24 protein-coding genes and 1 tRNA gene are annotated in these 23349 nt (G+C 45.9%); 14 read left to right on the forward strand and 11 right to left on the reverse strand.

The genetic code is table 11. From position 1 onward, the window contains the following. Nucleotides 1-35: 35 nt before the first annotated feature. The 4 genes from BGX14_RS12140 to BGX14_RS12155 all read right to left on the reverse strand — a co-directional run bounded on the left by BGX14_RS12140 (nucleotide 36) and on the right by BGX14_RS12155 (nucleotide 5708). Nucleotides 36-587 (reverse strand): hypothetical protein, encoded by a 552-nt coding sequence (locus BGX14_RS12140; RefSeq protein ID WP_095880023.1) that lies wholly within the window; start codon nucleotides 585-587, stop codon nucleotides 36-38. Between the two features lie 85 nt (nucleotides 588-672). Further along, nucleotides 673-1383, reverse strand: a complete 711-nt coding sequence (locus tag BGX14_RS12145) for a hypothetical protein (protein ID WP_143159500.1) — start codon at nucleotides 1381-1383, stop codon at nucleotides 673-675. A gap of 2 nt (nucleotides 1384-1385) precedes the next feature. Then, on the reverse strand, nucleotides 1386-5255 hold the full coding sequence (locus BGX14_RS12150) for a hypothetical protein (RefSeq protein ID WP_095880024.1): 3870 nt from the start codon (nucleotides 5253-5255) through the stop codon (nucleotides 1386-1388). 3 nt (nucleotides 5256-5258) lie between these two features. Next, nucleotides 5259-5708 (reverse strand): hypothetical protein, encoded by a 450-nt coding sequence (locus BGX14_RS12155; RefSeq protein ID WP_095880025.1) that lies wholly within the window; start codon nucleotides 5706-5708, stop codon nucleotides 5259-5261. Nucleotides 5709-6214: 506 nt separating this feature from the next. On the opposite strand from BGX14_RS12155, the gene BGX14_RS12165 reads away from it, so the two are divergent. From BGX14_RS12165 to recJ, 4 genes are read left to right on the forward strand one after another with little or no spacing between them, the layout of a single operon-like run. Continuing rightward, on the forward strand, nucleotides 6215-7087 hold the full coding sequence (locus tag BGX14_RS12165; protein ID WP_083545915.1) for an ABC transporter permease: 873 nt from the start codon (nucleotides 6215-6217) through the stop codon (nucleotides 7085-7087). Between the two features lie 42 nt (nucleotides 7088-7129). Continuing rightward, the gene (locus tag BGX14_RS12170) at nucleotides 7130-8320 is read left to right on the forward strand and encodes a murein hydrolase activator EnvC (RefSeq protein WP_233126542.1); all 1191 of its coding nucleotides are present in this window, start codon (nucleotides 7130-7132) and stop codon (nucleotides 8318-8320) included. Further along, complete coding sequence (locus tag BGX14_RS12175; protein ID WP_158222210.1) at nucleotides 8317-9438, forward strand: DNA polymerase III subunit delta'; 1122 nt, start codon at nucleotides 8317-8319, stop codon at nucleotides 9436-9438. The genes BGX14_RS12170 and BGX14_RS12175 overlap by 4 nt, the downstream gene beginning before the upstream one ends. Beyond that, nucleotides 9435-11126, forward strand: coding sequence for a single-stranded-DNA-specific exonuclease RecJ (recJ, locus tag BGX14_RS12180; protein ID WP_073306133.1), 1692 nt, complete (start codon nucleotides 9435-9437; stop codon nucleotides 11124-11126). Before BGX14_RS12175 ends, recJ begins: the two co-directional genes overlap by 4 nt. 19 nt (nucleotides 11127-11145) lie before the next feature. On the opposite strand, the gene BGX14_RS12185 is transcribed toward recJ, so the two are convergent. The 3 genes from BGX14_RS12185 to hemG form a co-directional block, all read right to left on the reverse strand. After that, nucleotides 11146-11586, reverse strand: coding sequence for a hypothetical protein (locus tag BGX14_RS12185; protein ID WP_078776446.1), 441 nt, complete (start codon nucleotides 11584-11586; stop codon nucleotides 11146-11148). 17 nt (nucleotides 11587-11603) lie between these two features. Beyond that, nucleotides 11604-11686: transfer RNA gene (locus BGX14_RS12190), tRNA-Leu, on the reverse strand. 108 nt (nucleotides 11687-11794) lie between these two features. Further along, entirely contained in the window at nucleotides 11795-13135 is a 1341-nt protein-coding gene (hemG, locus tag BGX14_RS12195) for a protoporphyrinogen oxidase (RefSeq protein ID WP_095880027.1), read from the reverse strand. Between the two features lie 564 nt (nucleotides 13136-13699). Here hemG and hisE point away from each other — a divergent pair. The 9 genes from hisE to BGX14_RS12240 all read left to right on the forward strand — a co-directional run bounded on the left by hisE (nucleotide 13700) and on the right by BGX14_RS12240 (nucleotide 20701). Beyond that, the gene (gene hisE, locus BGX14_RS12200; RefSeq protein WP_233126543.1) at nucleotides 13700-13987 is read left to right on the forward strand and encodes a phosphoribosyl-ATP diphosphatase; all 288 of its coding nucleotides are present in this window, start codon (nucleotides 13700-13702) and stop codon (nucleotides 13985-13987) included. Then, nucleotides 13984-14823: an ATP phosphoribosyltransferase gene (gene hisG / locus BGX14_RS12205; protein ID WP_073306136.1), complete on the forward strand. Its 840-nt coding sequence runs from the start codon at nucleotides 13984-13986 to the stop codon at nucleotides 14821-14823. Before hisE ends, hisG begins: the two co-directional genes overlap by 4 nt. Before the next feature lie 5 nt (nucleotides 14824-14828). Continuing rightward, nucleotides 14829-16067, forward strand: coding sequence for an EAL and HDOD domain-containing protein (locus BGX14_RS12210; protein ID WP_095880028.1), 1239 nt, complete (start codon nucleotides 14829-14831; stop codon nucleotides 16065-16067). After that, entirely contained in the window at nucleotides 16060-16653 is a 594-nt protein-coding gene (recR, locus tag BGX14_RS12215) for a recombination mediator RecR (RefSeq protein WP_233126544.1), read from the forward strand. Before BGX14_RS12210 ends, recR begins: the two co-directional genes overlap by 8 nt. Next, a complete protein-coding gene (gene yihA / locus BGX14_RS12220; protein WP_073306139.1) occupies nucleotides 16650-17237 on the forward strand; it encodes a ribosome biogenesis GTP-binding protein YihA/YsxC in 588 nt (195 codons plus the stop codon). Before recR ends, yihA begins: the two co-directional genes overlap by 4 nt. Next, nucleotides 17234-18106, forward strand: a complete 873-nt coding sequence (locus BGX14_RS12225; protein ID WP_083545919.1) for an ABC transporter permease — start codon at nucleotides 17234-17236, stop codon at nucleotides 18104-18106. Before yihA ends, BGX14_RS12225 begins: the two co-directional genes overlap by 4 nt. 41 nt (nucleotides 18107-18147) lie before the next feature. Next, entirely contained in the window at nucleotides 18148-18903 is a 756-nt protein-coding gene (locus BGX14_RS12230) for an ABC transporter ATP-binding protein (protein WP_073306140.1), read from the forward strand. A 65-nt stretch (nucleotides 18904-18968) separates the two neighbouring features. Then, entirely contained in the window at nucleotides 18969-19934 is a 966-nt protein-coding gene (locus tag BGX14_RS12235; protein WP_078776453.1) for an MlaD family protein, read from the forward strand. Further along, a complete protein-coding gene (locus tag BGX14_RS12240) occupies nucleotides 19934-20701 on the forward strand; it encodes a hypothetical protein (RefSeq protein ID WP_095880029.1) in 768 nt (255 codons plus the stop codon). Before BGX14_RS12235 ends, BGX14_RS12240 begins: the two co-directional genes overlap by 1 nt. A gap of 2 nt (nucleotides 20702-20703) precedes the next feature. Here the strand turns inward: BGX14_RS12240 and BGX14_RS12245 are convergent, their stop codons facing one another. The 4 genes from BGX14_RS12245 to BGX14_RS15360 form a co-directional block, all read right to left on the reverse strand. After that, a complete protein-coding gene (locus BGX14_RS12245; protein ID WP_095880030.1) occupies nucleotides 20704-20946 on the reverse strand; it encodes a hypothetical protein in 243 nt (80 codons plus the stop codon). Between the two features lie 9 nt (nucleotides 20947-20955). Beyond that, a complete protein-coding gene (locus tag BGX14_RS15355; RefSeq protein WP_143394238.1) occupies nucleotides 20956-21417 on the reverse strand; it encodes a hypothetical protein in 462 nt (153 codons plus the stop codon). Nucleotides 21418-21726: 309 nt separating this feature from the next. Further along, nucleotides 21727-22164, reverse strand: a complete 438-nt coding sequence (locus BGX14_RS12260) for a hypothetical protein (protein ID WP_143394239.1) — start codon at nucleotides 22162-22164, stop codon at nucleotides 21727-21729. A 13-nt stretch (nucleotides 22165-22177) separates the two neighbouring features. Continuing rightward, a complete protein-coding gene (locus tag BGX14_RS15360) occupies nucleotides 22178-22621 on the reverse strand; it encodes a hypothetical protein (protein ID WP_143394240.1) in 444 nt (147 codons plus the stop codon). 388 nt (nucleotides 22622-23009) lie between these two features. Between BGX14_RS15360 and BGX14_RS12270 the strand changes: the two genes are divergently transcribed. After that, nucleotides 23010-23345: a transposase gene (locus BGX14_RS12270; RefSeq protein WP_095878959.1), complete on the forward strand. Its 336-nt coding sequence runs from the start codon at nucleotides 23010-23012 to the stop codon at nucleotides 23343-23345. The last annotated feature ends 4 nt before the right edge of the window (nucleotides 23346-23349 follow it).

Raw genomic sequence — 23349 nt, forward strand, 5'->3', positions numbered from 1 at the left:
CATTTCGTCAGAAATTCCCCATATAGCGCCCCATTTTACCGCCAATAGGCAGTAAGCCAAAGATACAATTCATCCGTATATTTGCCGACATCAAAGTAAAAATCGTCGTGCCAAACTCTGAAAAACGGATAGAAAGTGGAGTCGTTCGGAACCGTGATCTTTTCCGTTCTTTCTTGAATGGTTTGGCAGTAGGATTCGCCTTGAACTTTGTAAAAGCAAACTCTAGAACCCACCTCAAAATTGGTAAAGGCGACCGAATCCTGCGATGGCGATGCTTCTCCCAGCCAGTGAGCTAAATCAAAGTCGTAATCCTTGTGCCTTTTCTTCTTATCCAAAAGGGAAAAGCGGACATGCCCATCTGTCACGGGAAAATTCCATGACGGCAACGTGTCCCCACTATCAATAAATCGGTCGGATTCCGCAACAAGGGTATCGTTTCCGGCGATGAATGTATAATGGAATCCATATTTGTATTCGCTTTTGGGTGAAGGAGTTCCCTTAACGCGTACGCTGGAACGACACGACATGTCCCGTTCGCAATGAACGGCAAGATAAACAAATAAATAAGAGCCGTGAGTTTTTGCCATCTTCACTTCTTGGGAATCATCAGAAGAGAAAATATCCGATAAATCGGAGCAGCCTAAAAATATCAGGCAGAAAAGGCAAAGGATTCTACAACGCGTCATAGTAAATCCACTTAAAAGTAAAGGAGTCTTCTTCCATCTTGTCTTCTTCATCAAAATCGTAGCGAATCACATAAGATAAACGCTCTAACGCGGCTATTTCCAAAGTAATGGTTTGCGGGTCTTTAGACGCTTTATATCTCCTGCATTCTTTATTGAATTCGTTAAAATCATCAATGCCATTATAGCAAGAACCGGAATACACAACATAAAAATTCCCTTCGGGAAGGAATATGTCGATGGAATCGCCACGAATTTCATAACGTTTTGGACTATTCAAATAAGACAATACAGGAGCCATATCCAAATCATAAGATTTAATTTCATCTGCCGAATCCCTTAAAGAAAACTTGAGATGCTTCGTAGAATCAATAGACCGGAACAATTCGACAAGAGTGGAGTCTATTCTGCTAAAAGCCTCATCCTTTACATAAAGCGAGTCCAGATAGATTCCATTCCATTCCAAAGCATAGCGAGCTCTAGAAATTATACAGTCGTCTGGACAGTCCAAGCGGTCATAAGGACCTAAGAGGGTGGCGGAAGCATTACGCAGAGAATCATCTATCCATGTAAATTCAAACCTCAATGGTTTATGAGTTGTTGTTGTTATAAAATAAGTAGCGTTGCTAGAAGGATCGCCGTAAAGTTCAATATCGCACCCCAATAGCAATAAGCAGATGAACAGTAAAATTTTAACCATGCTCACCTCAAGAGAAGAATTCGCAACGCAGGCAAATCAACGGAGCGCCCATGTCGGTATTCGCCAAAAGTTTGACCATCTAAAACCTCATATTCCCAAACATTCGTTTTATTTCGTGTGGCTAGCATAATACCATCCAATTCAGGAAATCCTGAAAAATTTTCCAACACCGAACTCGCTTTATACTTTACTCCTTGCGGAGGAACAATCAAACGTTTGTTTTTTTCGGTGTTTTCAAAGCACTGAAAATCCATAGGGCAACGACTTGTTTTTTTAGAAAAAATTTCACCATTAATGGGGTAATTCATTACGTAGGTTTTTGCTTGATAATCTTGAATTACAAACCAGTTGTTCAATAAAACTTTATCCTGTCCAAGATAATCGGCCCGCGATGAATTTTGCTGAACATTTCTAACAACGCTTTGAGAACCAATGCCTAGATCCTCTTGAGCAACCCCATAAAGATGGATGCCCATATCGACCCAGTATTTTTGAGGTGAATTTGCCAGCCACGCCATCCCTTGCTCGCCAGGCCTATCAATGACCCAAAAATTTCCACCAAAATAAAGGATGGAACGATGGTTTTCGACCGTTGATGGCATTGCAAGTTTATCGAATTTTGTGAGAAAATGCTTAGCCGTATATCCTTTCGCTTCCATCCCGGCATTCGGCAGAGAATCTACAATAAAAGCGTCCGAACCTCCTTCCACATTAAAATCGTCTCCCAGCAAGTCAAAATGAGTCACTAAAAAAGACAACAACGACCAAAATACTCCCGGGACTTCACCGGAAAATTCTTCTATCCTTTGGCGGACTTCATTTGCTCCTATAATACGGTTGTCGCTTTGTGCACCGACAGCAAGACACGATTCGTTTGGCGCATTCTTATCACAATTTGACGCCAACGTTAAAACGTTGTGATTGATGTGATGGTGAAAATCATCATCTTTATTTCTTTTACCAAACCCGGAATAGCCCCGATCTTGAATCAGAAACCCTTTTTTAGAACTAGAAAGCGTGATGGAAAGGTTGTCCTGCTGGTCATGAGCCTGTCCTCGAGTCCACATCTTGCCATTTTCCGCAATCATAGACAAAGCAACCGTATCTTCCACACCAAAGACCGTGATTAAACAAATACCGTCTTTGCAGCTGCTCCTTACCCCGGATTTAGATGGCAGGTCAGCAGGTTTCAACTGATACAAGCTTTCGTCTGGAAATCCAAAGGCAACCCACGGATTGATTTTTCCATCTTCCGGTTTTAACGGATAGGCTTCCGACCAAGCTAAAAAATTGGCGTCGCCAGTCAGTTTTGCCCAAACACGATAATCCGGATTATAGGTGCATCCATCGTCTATTTCAACAGGAATGTAGCCATAAGACGACATCGGTCGAGAAAATTCGATCATATAGTAGGGTGACTTTAAAAATTTATTTTCGATAGCGGGCATTGTTTTATTGACCGATCGGTATGCCTCCTGCAATGCGGCAAGAATGTAAGGAGCATCGTCCCAAATGTATTGAGAATAACCAGATCCTTCTGCATAGCCGCCATGTTCACCATAATGCATTTTCAAAGCACTGTTTAAATAATCTAAATTTTCGTGTGTCCCATAAAATATGAATTCATACAAGGCAATGCTCGCATAAGCTTTGGCAACTAAATTATTTTCTAAGAGCATCGGACCAGCCAATTCAAGCCACGCTCGAATGCCATCATAAACGGATTTGTACGCATCCTTTATATGTTCTCTAAATTCTCCTTTATCAATCCACGCTAGCAAAGAAATTCTTGTCATCGCATTGGAGATTTCTTGGAGTTTTCCAATATGAGAATCGAAAAAAGTTCTTGCAGAGTTCCATTTGACCGCAAATTCACCACATTCAATGACATCGTTTAAATAGCCTTCGTTATGCCCGTAGGTATAGACAAGCCTTTTGCAAAAATCTTGATAATCCAAATCGTGAATGCTTTTTCCCCATTCAATCCAATTCGTCAGTGTCGCGCCGGTTATATTCGTCGCATTGTAGCATCCTTCCAATCCTCTTACTACCCAAGCCGCATCGGAAAGCATTCCACTGTTTGTCAAGAAATAATCGGTAAAATTCATTTTTTCTGAATCGGGTTGTGTAGCATCTTGGAAATACAATTCGTCAGAATCCCTTGAAAAAGTAAAGCGTCGTTTAAATAAAGAATTTGAATCATTATTGCTTGTATCGGGATTTAGCATTCCTAAAATAACATCTGCCAATACGGCATCTAGATTTTGGGCTGTTACTTTCCAGGCATATTCTTGACGATTGCAAGTAGTGTCAGGTAAAGCGCAATGCGAAATGGCTTCTTTTTTGGTTGTTAATATCGATACTTTCTTCTCTTTAAGAGAATTCAAAAGCAAGGAGTCCCTAAGTATAGCATCCGACAATTGTCCTTGTGGAACATCTAAGTTCTCGGATTCGGCATTTCGAAACAATCGATTAAACCTATCTCTCACTCCGTCAAAATCGAAGCACCGGAGTTCATTATATAAATCATACAGCCAATAGACACCATCAACCACTCCATTCACAATGCCGGTTTGGATATCCGTCCATCCGGCAGCAAACGATTCTATCCCATCGCGAACATCTTCTGAAAAAATAGCTGAAATGCCTATCGCAGGGACGAAAGCTGCCGTCGCTACCGTATTTACAACTTTACACGCTTTTCGAAAAACACTCCTCAAACTAAAAGATTTTGCTCTAAAGAAAACGTAATTACCGACAATGCTATCCACGGGCTCTTCTATCCAACGATTTTCGGATTCAATGAAATGACCGACAGTTACCGAATCCCGCCCGGAAACATAATTAAAATCCAAGGGAAGTGCCAAAGTTACCTCCTGCCCTGATTTTAATTGTGCTTGAATATCAAAAATATCGCCTATCATTGTAAATTCATCTAAATTTTCCGGACCATGTGGATTGAAAGAAAGTTTTTTTATAACGGGGATTTGCCCATCAACAAAAACATTCTTGTCGAATTTCAATCCAACAGATGCTGACGTGTAAGGCGTTTTACCAAATGCATAATTTGCTTGAACGGAATCGCTTCCTAAACTAGTTTCGGATGCTTGTATTTGTATTTCGACAGGTTCTTCTTTTGTTGCCCACCATTTCATTTTTACTTTACGGTATTCGGGGAAAGCCATTTCAAAATAAGGAGCATATTTTGCTTTTTGGGAAAGAACAACTGTAGAAGTCCATCCTCGAATGTTTGCCTTTTTATTGCTTGCGTAAGCAAATCCATTCAGTTCCTTGCCATCCAACGGTTCGATTAGCACATAAATGCGATTGTACATATCTTCAGGCAATTTGGAAATTTTGAACATTCGAGAGCTTCCGGCAAAAATAGATTCGGCATTCATTTCTCCCAAATCCCGATAATGTGCGGTTCTCATTTCATAAAGAGAATCTGCGAATTTATACACGAGTTTCCAAATAGAATCCGCACGTGTCAATTCCGCATGTTCACATTTAGAAAAAATACGATTGTCATCAACCCACCATTGTATGGGCATCCTCTGTTGCGGATTTCCCGAATACGTAATTTTAATCTCTGTCGCAAAGGCAAAGGCGATTTCCCGGTAATAGGAGTCCAGAGCGTATTTGCAGTTGTTGACAACAAGATGCCCTGCCATCGGGACGGATGGCGTCGAGTTGATGCCGAGAACCACGCGGGAATACGCCCACCCCACCGGAAATCCCGTCAGGGAAAGCGTGTCCCCGTCGCTTAAATCGAGAACCGTCCGGACATTGTAGGGAACGGCATGAACCGCCGCAAAAGCAGACGGCGCAAACAAGAAAAAGGCAAGCAGGAGAGAAAACAGACGGACCATGGGCTATTCAAGGATAGAGAGCGCCTGAATAGGACAATACATGTAGGCGGCATTGCCCGCATTGTCCGTATTCGTGCTGCAGTTGGCATCATTTAGTCCGGCATTGGCATTGGTGACCGTAGTGGTCGCATAATTGGGGTAGATGATTTCAACCGAGCTGCGGGTGGCATAGCCCGTTTGCGCCAGGGCCTGTATTTGATTATACGCCCCGCTCGCCGATGTGACAAAGAAACGCAGCCAGTAAGTCTTGCCTCCATATTGGACGCTCTTTACCGGATCGATAAAAAACATCCCGTTGTCGGCCTGGATTCCCATGTAGAACGAGGAAAGTTTTTCGTAGCAGGACTGAACGGGAATCCCCGAGATTTGCCCATTCCCCGAACAGCCGCCCTCGGCGTATGAAAGTGTCGCAGACAAAAACAAAATGGCTAAAACGGCGTGAAATTTTCCCATAAAAGCTCCTATTCTCTTAAGAAAGGTATAATATTTTTAAGGAAATCATATACAGCATTTCAGGATTTTGGGGAGAATATGGCATTTCATCAAAAATCTCCCACAAAATCCCCAAATTCGGCTCGTGGCATTTTGCCATTCGTTGACTTTAACCCATTCCGGCTTGTGGCATTTTGCCGAATGCCGCCTTGGAGAAATTAGAGCTTAGTAGGGAGAACTTAGAGTTTAGATTTTCCGCCGCCAAAATCAACTCCCAACTCCTGCCTCTCGGCATTTTGCCTTTTGCCGACTTTCTCCGGATTGGAGTCGTGGCATTTTGCCGTTTTTTATGAAACATTATATAGTCGTTTCAAAAAATCCTTTGAATTTGTTTCAGGAGCGTTTGCAAAATTTCCCATCTGCACATTTTGTAGCTTTTGACTTTTCTCCGTTTGGGTTATCTCTAAAAATCGTGCATGGTGTATAATCCCTTTCAAAAAACTATATTCTCTTTTGTGTTTAGCTTGATGCGTTATCTTATTTTTGAAGCTTTTCGCGGTTGGAAAGAACATCGGACTGTCGTATTCCCGTCTTTGGTGACGATTTTTCTGTGCGCCGTCCTTTTGGGGCTTTCGGGCGCTTTTTTGATGGGCGCACATCGCCTTTCTCAGGTGGAAAATCGGCTTTATCGAATCGAAGCTTTTTTGAAAGATCCCGTTTCCGAAGATTCCGCGATGAGTTTGCGCCGGCAGCTGCTGATGGTGAAGCAATTTGAATCCGTCGATTACAAAAGCCCAGACGCTGCGATGGAAGATTTTAAAACGCGGTTTTCGGGAGACATGCTGGACCTGGTGACGGCAAATCCACTTCCGGCTTCTTTCATTTTCACTTTGTCCCCGCGTTATCAGGAACCGGTCATTTTACATGAATTAGTGAACCAGTTGAAAAAAAATCCGGCATTCGATGCGGTGGAATCGCCGACGGCTTTTGTGGACAGGATTGCGGAATGGAAATTCCCTTTGATTTTTTGGCCGATAGCGACGACGGTTCTGATTTTGGTGACGCTTTTTTTGATTATCGGAAATGCGGTGCGCCTTTCGCTTTTTTCGCGCAAGCTTCTGGTAGAAAACATTAAATATGCGGGCGGGTCATCGTTTTTTATTGAATTTCCCTTTTTGCTGGAAGGTGTGATGCAAGGGGTTTTTGCCAGTGGTGCGGCGGCGCTGCTTTTGCTCTTTGCCGAAAAATCGCTTTGCCGTGAGCTTCCGGTTTTAGCGTATTATCTTTCGGGTTTCGGCTATCTGCTGCTTTTGGTTGTGGTGGCGGTGACTTTGGTCTCTGTCTATTCGAGTTACCGGAGCGTTCGGGAATTTCTTCGGCGGGATGCTTTTGAAAAGTAGGCAAATGTTTTCATGAGGTTCCGTTTTTTATTCGTCGGTTTTTTGATAGTTCTTTTGGGAACGGTGCCTTTGTGGGCGGCGAAAAAATCGACAAGCTCGCAGCTCGCCAAGCAACGGGCGGAACTGAAAAATCTGGAAGCGAATCTGGCGAAGCAGCGCAAAAAAGTCCGGCTTTTGGAATCCGAAGAAAAGGGCGTTTTGAACACGATTGCCGTTTTGGACGAGAACTTGAACCGGACCAAGGAATATGTGCAGGTTCTCGCAAAAAATGAATCCACCGTGAAACAGCTCCTTGCGGAAATCGGGCATTCACTGGATTCTTTGGACAAAGAAATCGCGCGGCGCAATCGGGCGATGCAAAAGCGGATTCGCGAATTGTATATCCACGGAGATCGGGGAACGCCGGAAGAAATTCTGGCCATTTTAAAAGGCGAAACTTCGCCGGAGCGACAGATCTATTATGTGAACCGCATTTTGACCGACGACCGCGAAAAAATGGATCGGCTTTCTTGGCTTTTGCGGGAGCGGGCGCTGAAAAAGCGGGAAGCCTCGGGGCGGCTTTCGGAATTGCGCAGCCTGCAATCCAAAAAGACGGCAGAAGAAGAGGGGCTGAAACAGCAAATCCAGACGCAGGGCGCCGTGCTGGCTTCGGTACAAAAAAGCAAAAGTTTGCAGACCAAAGCGATTCAAGAAATTGAACGAAACCAGAAAACAATGCTTTCGCTGATTCGCCAGCTGGAAAAAAAGCGGGAACAGGAATTGGCGCAGGCAAAGAAAAAAAAGAATTCCAAGAAAAAAGTAACAGGGAAAAATGCGCTTCCCCGTATTCCGGTCAAGCCGATCGGCCCGAAATGCTTGCCGCTGAACGGGAGCATCATCGCGGAATACGGCATGCACGAACATCCGGTTCTGCATATTATGACCCGGAATCTGGGCGTTGAAATCCGAGGGAAAAAGGGCGACAAAATTAAAGCGGCGGCAGCGGGAAATGTGGTGATGGTTACGGAAATCGATGGGCGAGGACCTTCCGTTATTATTGAACACGAGGGGGGCGTTTATTCCGTTTATGGACACATGAGCTCTATTCGGGTAAAAGAAGGCGATCGGGTGGGAAATTGCGAAGATATTGGAACTGTCGGCGACCTCGCTTCGTTAAATGGAATTAAATTGTATTTCCAAATTAGCGAAGGAACCGATACCGTCGATCCTTTGAAATGGTTGAAGAAAAAATGACGAAATTCTGCTTACACGGACCTGAATCCCAAAAGGCGGCCCGAAAGCGTTTGGAAAATGCTTACGCCGCCGGACGATTTCCTCAAGCGTTGCTGATAGAAGGCAATCGGGGAATCGGAAAAAAGGCGCTGGCGATAGAAGTCGCCAGAATGCTTTCTTGCACGAATTCGGAACAGGTGCCTTGCGGAATATGTTCGGGCTGTAGTCTGGCGTCGAATCCCGGAAACACTCACGGTTGGATTATCCCTTTGGAAACAGCGGAAGCAAACGCCAAGTCGGCGACAGATGTCAGTGAAAATTCCAAAGCGAAAACCGTAGAAGATATCAAAGCGGGCTATATCGCAAAGATTTTTGAAAATCCCTATTCGGTATCCTATGTTTCTGGCATTGCGCAAATCGCCGTGGAACAGATTCGCGGAATGACTTCGCAGTTCTCGCTGACGAGCGAAAATTCCCGGGTTGTCATTGTGGCGGAAGCGGACAGGATGAATGAATCGGCTGCCAACGCTTTGCTGAAAACGCTGGAAGAAGTTCCGCCCAATACCTATTTTATTCTCACGTCTTCGGCTCCGGGACGTTTGCTCCAGACGATTCGAAGCCGCTGCAATTCTCTGTGTCTGCCCTCGCTTTCCCTTGCCGAAACCGAAGAAATTTCTCGTACGGTCACGGGAGAATCTTTATCGCCCGATGCTTTGGGGATGGCTCTTGGCTCTCCGGGCATGGCGATGTATTACAACAGCGATATCGCCGAAAATGAAACGCGCGCTTTCCAATTTTTAAAGGACAGCGCAGCAGGCAATTATTCGGATTTGTTTTTTGATTTGGACAAGTATTTTGCGAGGGACGCATCCGCTGTGGATTCGGCCATTGTGATGCTGGACTTTGTGGAGTTTCTGGTGGGGGACGCTTTACGGCTTTTGGTGGGGGAAGCGTGCCGCTTGCCCGATCAGCGACAAAATCTGGAGACTTTGGATTTAGGGCGTTTTGGCTCTGTCGCTTTGGAAAAAGCGATTCTGGAAATCGTATCGGCATCGGAAAAAATCGCCAATCGGAAAAATTCGGTGATTGTCGCTCTGCAGACGCTCTCGATTGGACTTTTTGAAGGCTATAAAAAATGAACGACGAGTTGCTGGCAACATCCATCGCGCACCAGTTGCATGTGCCCCATCTGATCGCCCGGATTCTTGTCGCAAGGGGTTGCGGCTCGCTGTCTGCCGCGTATGAACGAATCCATTGTACGCGGGAACATATTTTGAATCCGCTGGACGAAAAAAGACCGATGCGAGGAATGGAAAAGGCTCTGGACTGGATTCTTGCCGCTAGAAAAAGCGGAGGAAAGCTGTGCATTTTTGGGGATTATGACATGGACGGCCTTACGGGAACCGCCCTTTTGAAAAGAGGCCTTTCGGAAATCGGCATTGACGCCTCCTGGCATTTGCCTTGCCGTTTTGGAGTCGGCTCTGGTTATGGACTTTCGACGGACATTGTGGACTTGATGCTGTCGGAAAATGTCCAGCATCTTTTGACGGTTGATACGGGGATTACGGCGGTAGCAGAAATCGAGTATGCCAAATCCAAGGGCATGAACGTCATGGTGATTGATCATCATGAGCCTTCGGGGGATGGTCTCCCGGCGAGTGACGTTCTGCTCGATCCTTGTCAGGACGATTGCCCGTATCCGAACAAGGCTCTTTGTGGCGCGGGTGTTTCGTATAAATTCATCGACGCTTTGTTGAAACAGGAAAATAAAGGTTCTGCGGACAAATATCTGGATTTGGTGGCTTTGGGAACACTGGCGGATTTGGTCGAAATGACTCCGGAAAATCGCTACTTGACCCGTCGCGGGCTTTCGATGCTTTTGGAAAGTCGCTGGCCCGGAGTGCGCGCACTGTGTCGTCGGCAATTGGAAAATGCGCCCTATGTGGGCGGGCAAGACGTGCTTTTTCGAATCGCGCCATTGATGAACGCTCCCGGACGCATGGACAAACCGGATGTCGCATTGGAACTTCTTCTTTGTGACGATACGTCAAAAGTTGCATCGATTTTGGATAGGCTTCTCAAATACAATGAATTGCGCAAAAAAACGGAAGCCGATATTTCCAAAGCGGCTGTAGATTGGGTTGAAGAACGTTACGGTTCGGAACTTCCCCCGGTGCTTGTCGTCGATGGTGAATCTTGGCATCCGGGAGTGATAGGCATTGTTGCGGCAAAGGTTGCGCAGACTTTTAATCGTCCCACCGCCGTTTTGACGGTGGAAAACGGCATTGCCCAGGCGTCGGCTCGGGCGATTCCGGGATTCAACTGGCACAAGGCGCTTTTTGATGTCCGCGATCTTTTTTTGCGCTGGGGAGGCCATGCGAACGCCGCGGGATTCAGCTTGCGGGACAAGGATATTCCCACATTGCGGGAACGTCTGGTGACATGGGCGACCAGTCGAAAAGATTCCTGTTCCGGTGAACCTGTGGAAGAACATTCAGAACGGATTGCTGCGGCGTTGAATGAAATCAATGCGGACTTTATGAATGCTTTGCAAAATCTGGAGCCTTTCGGCGGGAAAAATCCTTATCCGGTTTTATTTGCTGAAAATGTACAGGTCGAAAAATTACGGGAATTGCACGGCGGCCATCTGCAATTGAAATTATCGCAGAGCGGCAGCTCATCCTTTGCGGGCATTGCGTTCGGTATGGCGAAAGCCAAAAAAATCATTGAAGAAAAGCGGAAAAAAATATCCATTGCTTTTGAACCGTCCTGGAACGTGTTCAATGGGCGAAAAAGCATTCAGCTCTTGATCAAAGAGATTTGTTAGGCTGTGAAAAATTTCCGGTCTATTTGCCGGGAGTTCGCAAAATCTGAATCAATTTGTCTTTGCAAATGTCGATTAGAACAAATGCTTCGAACATTCGAGCCTGACGCCATTTTTTTTCATATTGCTCTTCCCAATTGATGGCGACTTCCTGGGGATTTTCTTTTCCCTTTTGCTCTTCGTTCCGATACCAGACTTCCTTGTTAATTTCTTTAATCAAATCCGCCATATCCGCTGCGGGCTGAAGGGAACCGCGAACAAGCAGATAGGCTCTTAGATTGTCCAGAAGGACTTCGTTACTCGGTTCGGAACTATCTTCTTTGGAAATAATCCAGACGCGATTCTTGTGGCGTTCTGCAAAGCCCATCAAGCGTTCTTCCACTTTGGCAAGCTCGCCCTTCTTGTATTTGGCTTCGACCGTCTCGCGGGGATAGTAGATGGAATCCGGATAGTATTCGATCATGGTTTTTCTAGTGGTAATGCCCGAGGCGGGACTTGAACCCGCACGACCTTGCGGTCAAGGGATTTTAAGTCCCCAGTGTCTACCATTCCACCACCCGGACAGGTGTGAACGCACTTAATATAGAAAATTGAAAAGCGAAAAGAAGCGTCAAATGGCAAAAAGTGGTCGCCCTTTTCGTTTTTTTATACAAAAAGGGAATGTCAAAGGATTAGCGGATCCTTTCTGCGAGAGCGCGCCCTTGAGCAATTCGCTTTGCCATGCCGATGCCGTCAATGCCGTTTCCGCCCATCAGAATTCCGGGGTAAGCCTGTTCGATTCCTTTGTAGGCTTTTTCTCGAAGAGGGGTTTTCTTGTCGTATTGGGGAATCGCATGCTCGTGCCGGGTGATTTCAAAAAGGTCGGGTTCAAAATGCGGAATCTGCATGATGCTTGCGACTTCTTTGCCGACCATTTCCCGGAATTGCCCATCGTTCAGGTCCAGAAATTCCGGATGGCGAAGCCCGCCGACAAAAACGGCGAGAAGCGCTCCCCCTTGCGGTGCGCGATTCTGGAACAGGGACGACATATACAGAATGCCCAGGATGTTTCGCTTTTCCTTGGAGGGCATCAAGGCTCCGAATCCGTTCAGCGGAAGACCTGTCCAATGATTGAAACCGATAGCCGCTTCGGCGACTTTGGCGTAAAGAACCTGCGAGGCGTCGGGAAATTTTTCTTGTGCAAAGGGCAGTGCTTCGAAAACGTGGTCTGCGCCCGCTGTGAAAATCACACGGTCGAAAGGTCCGAAATTTTTTTCTCCGACTTGAATTTGGTATTCTCCGGCGGCAGGGATGACGATCGGATTGGCGTTCATCACAAAGTTCTCTTTGCCGATGTCTTTTTCGAGATGTTCCGCAAGAACGCTGAGTCCGCCTTTGGCTGAGAAAGTTTTCTTGGACGCTTTTTTATCGCGATCGGTTTTGGGTTGTTTCATTTTGGCGATGGAGCCTCGAATAAAACTGCCATAATCCCGTTCCAGATTATAGAGCTTGGGCAATGCGTATTTGGGAATCATATCGTCCGGAGTGCCAGCGTACACACCGGAAACAAACGGATCAACGGCGTATTCTAGAATGGAATTCCCAAGCCGCCTGCGTACAAATGAAGTCAGATTTTCTTCGGGGTCAGTTCCGCGCGGACGAAATGGCTCTAGGGGCATTCCGAATTTGTCTTTCCAGGAGAAAAGAGGCGTTGCAAGTCCGCTCAAAGGTCCCGTTGGAATGGGGTGCAGTTTGCCGTTTTTTAAAATGAAACGATTGCCGGAAAGTCTTGGTGCCTCTTCGAGCAGATGATGAATATTCAAATCTTCAAAAAGTTCGGTCACTTCGGGAAGGCTGACAACGCCTGTGCTGGGTCCGGTTTCATAAATGAATCCATTTTGGGAAAGTGTCTGCATGACGCCGCCGACATGGGATTTTTTGTCGAAAACAGTGACCGCGTTTCCCGCTTTTTTGGCGTAGAATGCCGCAGAAAGGCCGGTGATGCCGGCTCCGATAATTGCAACCTTTTTCATAGCGCTGCTAAAGTAGAAAAAATGGCTCGCGGTGACCGCAAGCAAAAATTCTGAATGAAAGTTTTGGGATTATCTACAATTCTTCACGAAATACCCGCAATTAAATTTAGTTCTCAGTTCCCAGTTCTCAGTTCCAACTCCCAACCTCCAACTCCCAACTCTCAACTTCCAACTTCCAACTCTCAACTTCCAACTTCCAACTTCCAACTTCCAACAAATCCCTAACCCCTAACTCGGGAAATAAGGACGAAAATGGAAAAGTTAATTTGTTTGAAAATCGGATTGACGAAGACTTGACGGAATACTTAAAAGTTTGAATAATAGAATCGAAGGATTGATTTTTGCAAATTCGAGCAAATGTTTATAAGCGGGAGTCGCTATTGCACAATCGGAAATCGTTTGCCAACGTCGCTTCAAATGAAGGAAGGGCGGATTGGCTTGCGATGGCGGGGCTTTGTTGCATTCCAAGTTCGGATTTTAAAAAAAACGCTTGCTGCTTGGAACCGTATTCGGCTGGCTTTCTTTGGCGAAAACCTTTTCGGGAGCGCATTATTTGCTAATTTTGTGGCAAAATTCAAAATCGAGGTTCTTATGACTTTTGAAGAAATGTATGCGCTCGCCTGTCAGCGAAAAAAGGAAATGCCCGAAGGCAAGGGCACGACTGAACTTTTCAAGAAAGGTCCCCATGGAATCGGCAAAAAGCTTGTGGAAGAAGCTGCTGAATCTTGGATGGCCGCTCGATTTGAATCGCATGATGCTCAATGCCTGGAATTGTCTCAGGTGCTTTATTACGTCGCCGTGATGATGGCGGAAAAGGGAATTAAACTCGAAGAGGTGTATGCGAAATTATGATTAAGGTGGCTCTCCCGAACAAAGGAATGCTCTTTGAACCGACTCAGGAGCTTCTTAAAGAATGCGGTTACAAGGCGACAAAGCCGTATAAAACGCTGACACAGATAGACGCGAAAAATGATATCGAGTTTTTCTTTTTGCGTCCCAGCGATATTCCGATGTATGTCGGGCGCGGTATTATCGACGCGGGCATTACGGGAATCGATTTCAACGCCGAAGCGAAAAGCCCTGCGGTAAAAGTGTTGGATTTGCCTTATGGTGCATCGAAAATGTGCGCGGCGGTTCCGAATGCGAGTCCCGTCCAGACGTTGGAAGATCTCAAGGATGCGACGATTGCAACCAGTTTTCCAAACATCGTGAGCGGCTACTACAAAAAGGACATGAATTTTGTCGTGCTGGAAGGCGCGGTAGAAATTTCCGTGAGCCTAGGGGTCGCCAATGCGATTGTCGATGTCGTGGAAACCGGGACGACATTGAAGCAGGCCGGACTTCGTATTGTCGGCGAACCTCTTTTTCGCAGCAACGCCGCGTTGTTCTGCCATCCGCAAAAGCAGGACTTGGAAGAAGTCCATACGCTGATTCGTCGGATTGAAGGAAAGCTCGTCGCCAAAAATTACATGATGATCGAATACGATTGTCCTTCCGAAATTTTGGATAAGGCGTGCAGCTTGACTCCGGGGCTAGACGCGCCGACGATTTCCAAATTGCATGGACGCGACTGGTATGCGGTCAAGGCGATGGTTCCGCAGGACGAAGCCAACGCGATTATGGATAAACTTTGGGATGCCGGCGCCCGCAGCATTCTGCTCTTTGCCATCAAGTCCGCTCGGATTTAATTCGGATGAGTCCAAAAGAATCTCCAGCTTATTTGGCGCGGCAGCCGATTTTGGATGCGCACCAGAGTATTTTCGCTTATGAACTTTTGTTTCGGGATTCTCCGAACAACAAGGCGGTAATACACAATGGCGTTCGCGAAACGGCGCAGGTCTTGGAAAATGTCTTGAATAACATCGGGCTTTCCAAGTTGGTGGGAAACCACAAGGCGTTTATCAATTGCAGCCGAGAAATGCTTTTGGACGGAATTTTCAGTCCATTGGATACGGAGCGTTTTGTCCTTGAAATTTTAGAGAGCGTTTCGGCGGATAAAGAAATCGTTGCTGTCGTGAAAAAATACCATTCCCGCGGATTTGATTTTGCGTTGGACGATGTGGTTTTTGAAAAGGAAAATCTAAAACGTCTGGAGCCGTTTTTCCCTTATGTGAAATATGTCAAGCTGGATTTGATGGAAAATTCTGCCGAAGCTTTGAACGCGGCGGTGCCTTATTTTAAAAAGCGGGGCATTTTGCTTCTTGCCGAAAAGGTGGAAACCGAAGAGGATTTTCAGGAACGCTTGAAAGACGGCTACGACTATTTTCAAGGTTTTTTCTTTGCGCAGCCCGAAGTGGTTCAGGGCAAACGTCTGGACGGTTCGCTGGCCTTTATTTTGCACTTGCTGCAATTTTTGCGCGGAGAGCCTTCCTTTGCCGATATAGAAAAGGTCTTTTTGCAGCAGAGCGCCCTTTCGAAAAGTCTTGTCCAATACGCCAATTCCCAAAAATCGTTCCGCCGTCGTTCGATAGAAACCGTTCAAGATGCCATCGCCTGGCTGGGGATTCCCCAAATTCAGGATTGGTTGATGCTCTTGCTTTATGCTCAACCGGAAATGGAGCGCTTTGCCCAAGGGACGCCGCTTTTTCAGAATGTTTCGCAACGGGCGCGCTTTGTGGAATCGCTTGCCGAAATCATCGACCCGGACGGTCCTCTTCCCGCACAGGCTTTTATTACGGCGATTATCAGTCGGATGGACGCTCTTGTGAAAGCGCCGATGCCGACGATTCTCGAGGATTTGAAAGTCGATAAGGAAATTACCGGTGCGCTTTTGCACGGCTCCGGGAAATTGGGAACATTGCTGGCTTTGGCGGACGCCGTGGAAAACGATCGCAATGAACGGATTGGAACGCTCTTAAAAAGGCTTTCCCTTTCGGCGCAGAATCTTGCGGACTGCTTGAATGCTGCCTATGGATGGAACAGTCATGGTTGAATCGCCAAGTCTTGAAAAGCTGGTACAGGAATTTGCCGCCCTTCCCGGAATCGGAAAAAAGACCGCTCGCCGATTGGCTTACTTTGTACTGAATCGTCCACGTCAAAATATCGAACCGCTTTCGGCGGCGATTGCGGACGCCTGTGAAAAAGTCAAGCGTTGCAGCCTTTGCCATTCCTTTGCCGAAGAGGATCCTTGTCCGATTTGCCAATCGAGAAGAGGGGCGAAAACCATTTGCGTCGTCGAAAAATTTTCGGACATCTTGCCGTTTGAAAATGCGGGCATTTATCATGGGCTCTATTTCGTTTTGGGAGGAGTCCTTTCTCCGTTAGATGGTATCGGGCCTGAAAATCTGCACATCCCGCAGCTTATTCGTCGTATTGCGTCCGAGGGGATCGAAGAAATCATTTTTGCTTTAGGTTCCAGCCCCGAAGCGGATTCGACAATTCTTTTGATTGACAAACTTCTTTCCGGCAGTCCGGTAAAACGTTCTAATTTGGCTCGGGGCATTCCGATGGGCAGCGAATTGGAATATATTGATGAAGTCACCGTTTTGCGTGCATTTGAATCGAGAACTGGATTATGATGGTAGAAGCGGAATTTATAATGGCAGCGACAAAACCGTCGCAGTTTCCTTCGGATGGACTTCCTCAGATCGCCTTTTTGGGACGTTCCAATGTTGGCAAATCCTCTCTTTTAAATGCGCTTTCCGGGAAAAAGAAGCTCGTCCGGATTAGTTCTAAACCGGGAAAAACCAAGGAAATCAATTTCTTTAAAATCAACCAGGCGTTTTATTTGGTGGACCTTCCGGGCGTTGGCTTTGCCGGCGTGAACTTTGAAAAAGTCCGGGAAATGGAAGTCGGCATCCGATCATATGTGGAAAATGCCAAGGAGCTTCGCGGCATCATTTATTTAATCGATTCGAAAATCGGCCCGCAGCCCATCGACGTGGAAGTCATTGAAAATATTCGTTCTCTTGGCTGCCCCGTACTTCCGGTGATGAGCAAATGCGACAAGGCGAATCAGTCGGAACAGGCCAAAACTCGCAATGCCATTTCTCGGATTTTTGGAAAAGATGTTCGCCCTGTTCGAATCAGCGTTCTCCGTAAAATCGGGCTGGATGAAATCTGGCAGGAAATTCTTTCGTCTGTTGCCGTCGAGGTAAAATGAAAATCCACAGAACACTGGATGATTGGAGTTTTTTTGGCTCGGTGTTCAACAAGTTGGGACGCTGTTTCCTCTCGACCGTTTTTGGAAAACAGTTTTTTCTTTTTCTACAGACGATCCATTCGATTTTTGCAAAAGAACGCAATTTCAACAGGGACTTACTGCGGATTATTCGACAGGTTTACTTCACTGCGGTTGAAATTTTTCCAGTCCTGTTTGTCGTCGCGGCTCTTGCGGGAACGATTACGATTGTCGAAGCGCTTACGGTAATGCCCCGTGTCGGCTTTTCAAGTTCTTTTGGCGGTTTGATGGTGGCGGTCATTATTCGCGAAGTCGGACCGATTTTGACCGCTTTTTTGATCGCGGGACGCAGCGGCTCGGCACTCACGACGATGATAGGAACCATGGCCATCAATTCCGAAGTGGACGCCCTTTCGACTTTGGGAGTCAATCCCATTCGCTATCTTGTCATGCCCGCGCTCATTGGCGGCGTTATCGCCATGCTGATTTCCAATGTACTGTTTTCCGTGTGCGGAATTTGCTCTGGCTTTTTGATTACGAAATTTCTGGTCGCCGTTTCCGGGGATTCGCTGAATTTGAACATTTCCTGGCATTTCCTCTCCGGCACCATCCTCTCTTCTCTTACGCTGACGGATTTTGTGCTGGCGATTGTTAAACCGATTTGCTTCGGAATCATTATTTTTATAAATGCCTGCTACCGCGGTCTCACTATCCGGCGGGATATTCGTCAAGTTCCCAAGGCGACTTCCAGTTCGGTTATCTATTCCTTTTTGTATGTGATCGTCGTCGATGTTTTGTTCTCTCTATTTTACATTTTTGACTATGCGACCCAGATGTCGAGAATTATTTAAGGATTGGGCGTGGAAATGGCTGTGGACATTGCGGAGAAAAGATGAATCAGGGCGAAGCTTTACGGATTGAAAACCTGCATTTTCGCTATCCGGGCGATTCGGAAGACTTGATCGAAGGTTTGAATATGCAACTGGGCCGAGGCGAAATCCTTTGCATTGCGGGCGCTTCCGGCCAGGGTAAAAGCATGCTTCTCCGTTTAATTGCGGGTCTGGAAATGCCTAGCGACGGAGCCATCTATTATTTTGGCGAATATCTTCCCGCCTCTTTGCATTCGGCTTTGGAAGTCGCCGAGCGTGGCGTGGAATTGATTTTCCAGAATGCGGCCTTGATTTCGAACCTGAACGTTCGGGACAATATCTCGATGCCGTTATATTATCATCATCGGGGAACGGACGAAGAAATTGAAGCCCGCGTCAATATGGCTTTGGATTTGATGCGGGTTCGCAGTGTGCAGGATCGTTTCCCGCACATGTTGAGTTCGGGGGTCGCCAAACGTGTCGCTATCGCAAGGGCGTGGGCGATGGACCCGAGGCTTCTTTTGATGGACGAGCCTACATCGGGCCTGGACAATTATAATCGCAATACGCTGATACCATTGATTGACAATATGCAGGCGATGTTCAAAACGTCTTTGATCCTGGTGACGCACGATCTGCTGATTTCTAAGGAGCTGAATGCGGACTTGTGCTTTTTGGAAAATAAAAAACTTTCCAAGCGTTGCAAGTTTGACGAATGGCTTCGTTCGGATTTGCCGATTGCGCAAGAAATGTTTCGCAATCTGCGCGATTTTTTATAAGCGGGAAAATTTTGAAAATGAAAATTTTATTTTTGAAAACGTTGAATCGATAAGGAGATGGCAGGTTGTTAAAACCGGTGCGAAAGATCAACTGGATGGAAATGTCTGGCTTGCTGGTCGGCGTGTTCATTACTTTTGCGCTGATGGTCTTTCTATTTGTCTTTTATGCCCGCTTGACATCGGCCGGGGTCATCGGAGTCGAAGAATATAAACTCTATAGCTTCTTTGAAAAAGCGCAGGGATTGCATCCGGGAACGGAAGTCCAAATCAACGGTGTCCGGGTGGGGCAAGTGTCGAATTTGAATATCGATGCCTCTGGATTGGTCCGCATGGAATTTACCATCCGGAAGGAATTCCAGCCGTGGATTACGGACAAGGCGATGATTTTTGCCATTCGCGACCAGAACGTGATTTCGGAACGCGTCGTGAATATAGACGTTCGCAAGGGCGAAGGAAGGGTCTTGGAAGACGGCGACATGATTACCGGCGGGAAAGCGCAGGACATCGAAACGGTTCTGGAAACGCTGAACGAAGTACTGGAACGGGTGACCGTTCTGATTGATGCCGCCGATACGCTTGTCGCCTTGACGATGGATACCAATACGACCATCGGAGCGTTGCTCGGATCCAAATTGGTTTACGAAAAATTGAATACCCAGCTGGATCGCCTCGACTATTTCTCGTATGAAGGCATTCGGCTTTTGGATGTCCTTTCGGGCGAAGTCCCTCGCATTTTGTACCGTACGGATTCCCTTACCCAGAAGCTTTTCTCCATGACGAACGAAATGGAAAACGTGCCGCAGAAAATCGACAACGCGTTCCTTTCTCTGGATCGCTTCTTTGGACAGATGAACGGGGCCATGGATTCGTTGAACCGGATGGTGGGTGGTGTAAATGGGCTGGTTTCGCAAGGCGAAGAAACGCTTTTGAATGCGGACAACCTGATTGAAGGCGCGTCCAATATGTGGATAATCCGCCGTTCATTGCCCAAGCGGGATTCCGTTCCGTTTGTTGCGGAGGACGTCTGGTGATGCGCCGCCTTTTCGTTGCGATTTTTTTCCTTTCCACTGCGCTCCTTGCCGCCGATTCTCAAAATTTCGCTTTCCGTGCGGACAAGGCTCTACAGGCGGGAAAGTTTGCCAAAGCAAATGGGTTGTACGAACGGGCGCTGCTTTCTTCTCGAAAGGAATCGGACATTGTTTCGGAAGGGCGCATTTTGATTTCGATGGCGATGCTCCGCGTGCAGAGTCTGGATTTGAACATGGCGAAGGATTTGCTGAAGCTGGTTCGCAAATCGGATTTGGACACCAATACGTTGGGCGCCTATTATCTTGCGTGGATGGAACTCTATCTGGAAGAGGAAAATTACGACAAGGTCATCGATATCAAATACTCGCTTTCGGAAAAGTTTTTGAAAGAAATTCCGGACGGATTGCGAGGAGGCATTTTAAATGTGGCGGCGATGGCGTTTGCTGGAAAGGGAGACGCTCAAAACGCGCGGCTTTATTTGAAAGATGCGGATGACGCTTTGGATGGGGAAGCTCCGGGCAAGATGGCTTTCGCTTCGGCGCGGGTGGCGCATTTGCTGCAGGATGACGCTGCGGATTCCCTTTATGACGTGGCGTTGAAATCGGCAGTCCGCTCGCACCGCCCTTTTATGTCGGCGACAATCCTTTATTACCGCGGGTTAAACGAAAAACGCCCGGACATCGCTCGGGATTACTTTGTACGCAGCGCGAACGCTTTTGAACTGATGGGACTCCGCCGGAATAGCGAGCGGGCGAAGGCGGGACGGTAGCTCTAAAGTTCAACACATTTCCATTTAGGAAACCAGTAGCCATGACTTCCCTTGGGGTAGTAAAACAATACATATTCTCCAGCTTTTGCATGAACGCCAAAATAATCAATCCATTCTCCTTGGTAACTGTAACGCCCATTTCCCGGTGACCATCCATTGCGGGATAAGCATTTGAAGTTGTAGGCAAAAGTATTGCCAAACGCAAGAAAAATGATTAGGAACACCACGACAATACATTTTTTCATTTTATTTCCTTATTTGCAATGTTTCGGCCCTTTGACAAGATTCAAAACCTTTTTCCCATTTTTGCTGAAACAGAAACCTAAATCAACACTGCCCATATACTTAATAGTTCCGTTGCTCCGGGAGATTTTAAAAAGCATTTCGCCTTTGTCTGCAATAGCTGCAAGTATAAACATTTTCATCATGTCGCTTTTTCCAGAATCGAACATCTTGATAGAAAAGTTCAAAAATTCTACGCCGTCTATAGGCTGCTGTAGCGAGGTTTCCATAAAAACGGTATCAATTTGTTCGGTTTCTTGGTAATTGCAACTAGAATAAAAGACTCCATAATTGCCATAGTCAGAGAAATCAATATGCCCCTCAACGTCATCTCCCCATCGAGTTTCCGATGTTCTGAATACCTGATGATTACAGCAGTATTGCTCTAGCGATACACGACCGTATTGAATTCCATTTCGAGTGAACCGTTCCATTTTTTTGATTTACTGTGTCTGTATGTGTCAAAGCAAGTTGTTCCTTCTTCAGGTTTTTCGTCTCCATTATCGTATTCAGGCCATTCTTGGCTCACATAGACAAATTCATCTCCAAAAGAATAACACTTCGTCCTGTAAATTTCATCCTGTTCGGAATTGCTACAGATGGGATTTGCGGCAAATAAATATGCACATAGGCAAAACCAAATAAAAAATATCCTTTTCTTCATTTGTTATTCCTTAATCATTTTCCTTCTTAAAAATGACGTATAGCATAGATGAGTTCGCTGCAAAAAAATAAAATACGGATTAGTTCCCTTCATATTGCGAGGCGTATTCTACAGATGTGTAGTAATCGCCACTTTCCAAATCTCTGCATTTTAATTGATAATCTCCGGCATAGACGCAATCGAATCCATAAGTTCCACTCTTCAAGTAATAATCGAAAAGCATCCCAGCCGGGTTGTATTTTTTACTCTCTAGATACAATCCACCCCCTGCATTTTGCGAACGGAGATGGTATTCTTTAGGCATTCTATTTGAATAATATTCCATTGACTCTGAATCATATCCATTATGCTCAAATCGCTCGCGCAAACGACCATTGAGGTAATCACAAATGAGCCTAGCACTGCCACTATAATGATATTCAAGGCGGGGTTCATCGCTAGTCAATGGACACGAAGTGGCGAATGTAATCGTGTGAGCAGATACGATGTAGCTCAAAAGAACGAAAATTTTTCGCATAAGATTTCTCCTTTTATTTTTGATGTTTTCTTCTAGCTGAAGAGGAAAGAAAATCGCGTAGGTAATTACCGAAATCGGTATATTCAACATGGTCGCAATAACCGCTACTGGTTGTAGTTTTACAACTTATGACATTGGCTCCACGATACCTGATTTGGCCATAATATCGAAACTCACCCAGAGCATAATAAAATTTGGTCATAAGAATATCACCATTGTCTTCAAAGATAAGATTTCCTTCTTGTCCAATCTTTTTTTCATAATAACGGGCATAGTTGTCTTTGCCGTTGTAAAAATGAACATCTTGAATGGCGTTCTTCACAACTTGACAAGAGATTTTCTTGACCTTTGTTCCTGTATCATAACTTGTTCGTCTGCTTTGGAAATAGCACTGTTCAGCAAAAGCGGATGTGCACAGAGCAAATAGAAGTGTAACAACTGCAAATTTATTTTTCATAGTTTTATCCTTTTCGCCTTAGGCGGTGATTGCGAATAAAATTTTGTTCCACGCCAATACTTCGGTCACCATCATAAGTCCAGTGACTATGAATATTTCGGCAAGCCCCTTCGCCTAGCTCAGGGACTTTAATTTGCAGAAACCGCACAATTTTCAGGAAAAAGAAAAAGGTGCGAAGTCGCAAGGCTTATCGGCAATTTTCAGGCAATATGTCCGCTCGGTTAGTTTAGTTTAAAGTTAGTATGTCATACTGCTTTTTGCAAGTGGATTCGATGTTTTAGGCTGACGGTTTCATCAATTTTGTAGAACTTTCTGTAGCGCTTAACCGCAACTTGGAAAAAATTGAGGAAGCTAATAAGGTGTATATTTCCAACCAAGGAGCCACCTTATGGCAGAAGAAAATAAACCTGAAAAACAGAAACGTCGCCGCCTGAGTGCGGAGGACAAAGTCAAAATCCTGAGCGAAATTCTCCTCAAGGGCAGGGGCTTATCTGAACTTGCGGACGAGTACAAGATACATCCGAACAAAATTCTCGAATGGAGGAAGGTACTTTTCGAATCCGCTACGGGGATTTTCGAGCAGAAACGCCCCGACATAACCGAAAAGGCGCAACAGCGTAAAATAGACGCTCTCGAGAAAACCCTGGCCGACAAGGATGCCGTCATCGCCGACATCGCTCAGGAGAACCTGGCCCTCAAAAAAAAATTAACTGGCCGTCCCTAGGAAA

Source organism: Fibrobacter sp. UWS1 (assembly GCF_002300445.1).
GTDB lineage: Bacteria > Fibrobacterota > Fibrobacteria > Fibrobacterales > Fibrobacteraceae > Hallerella > Hallerella intestinalis.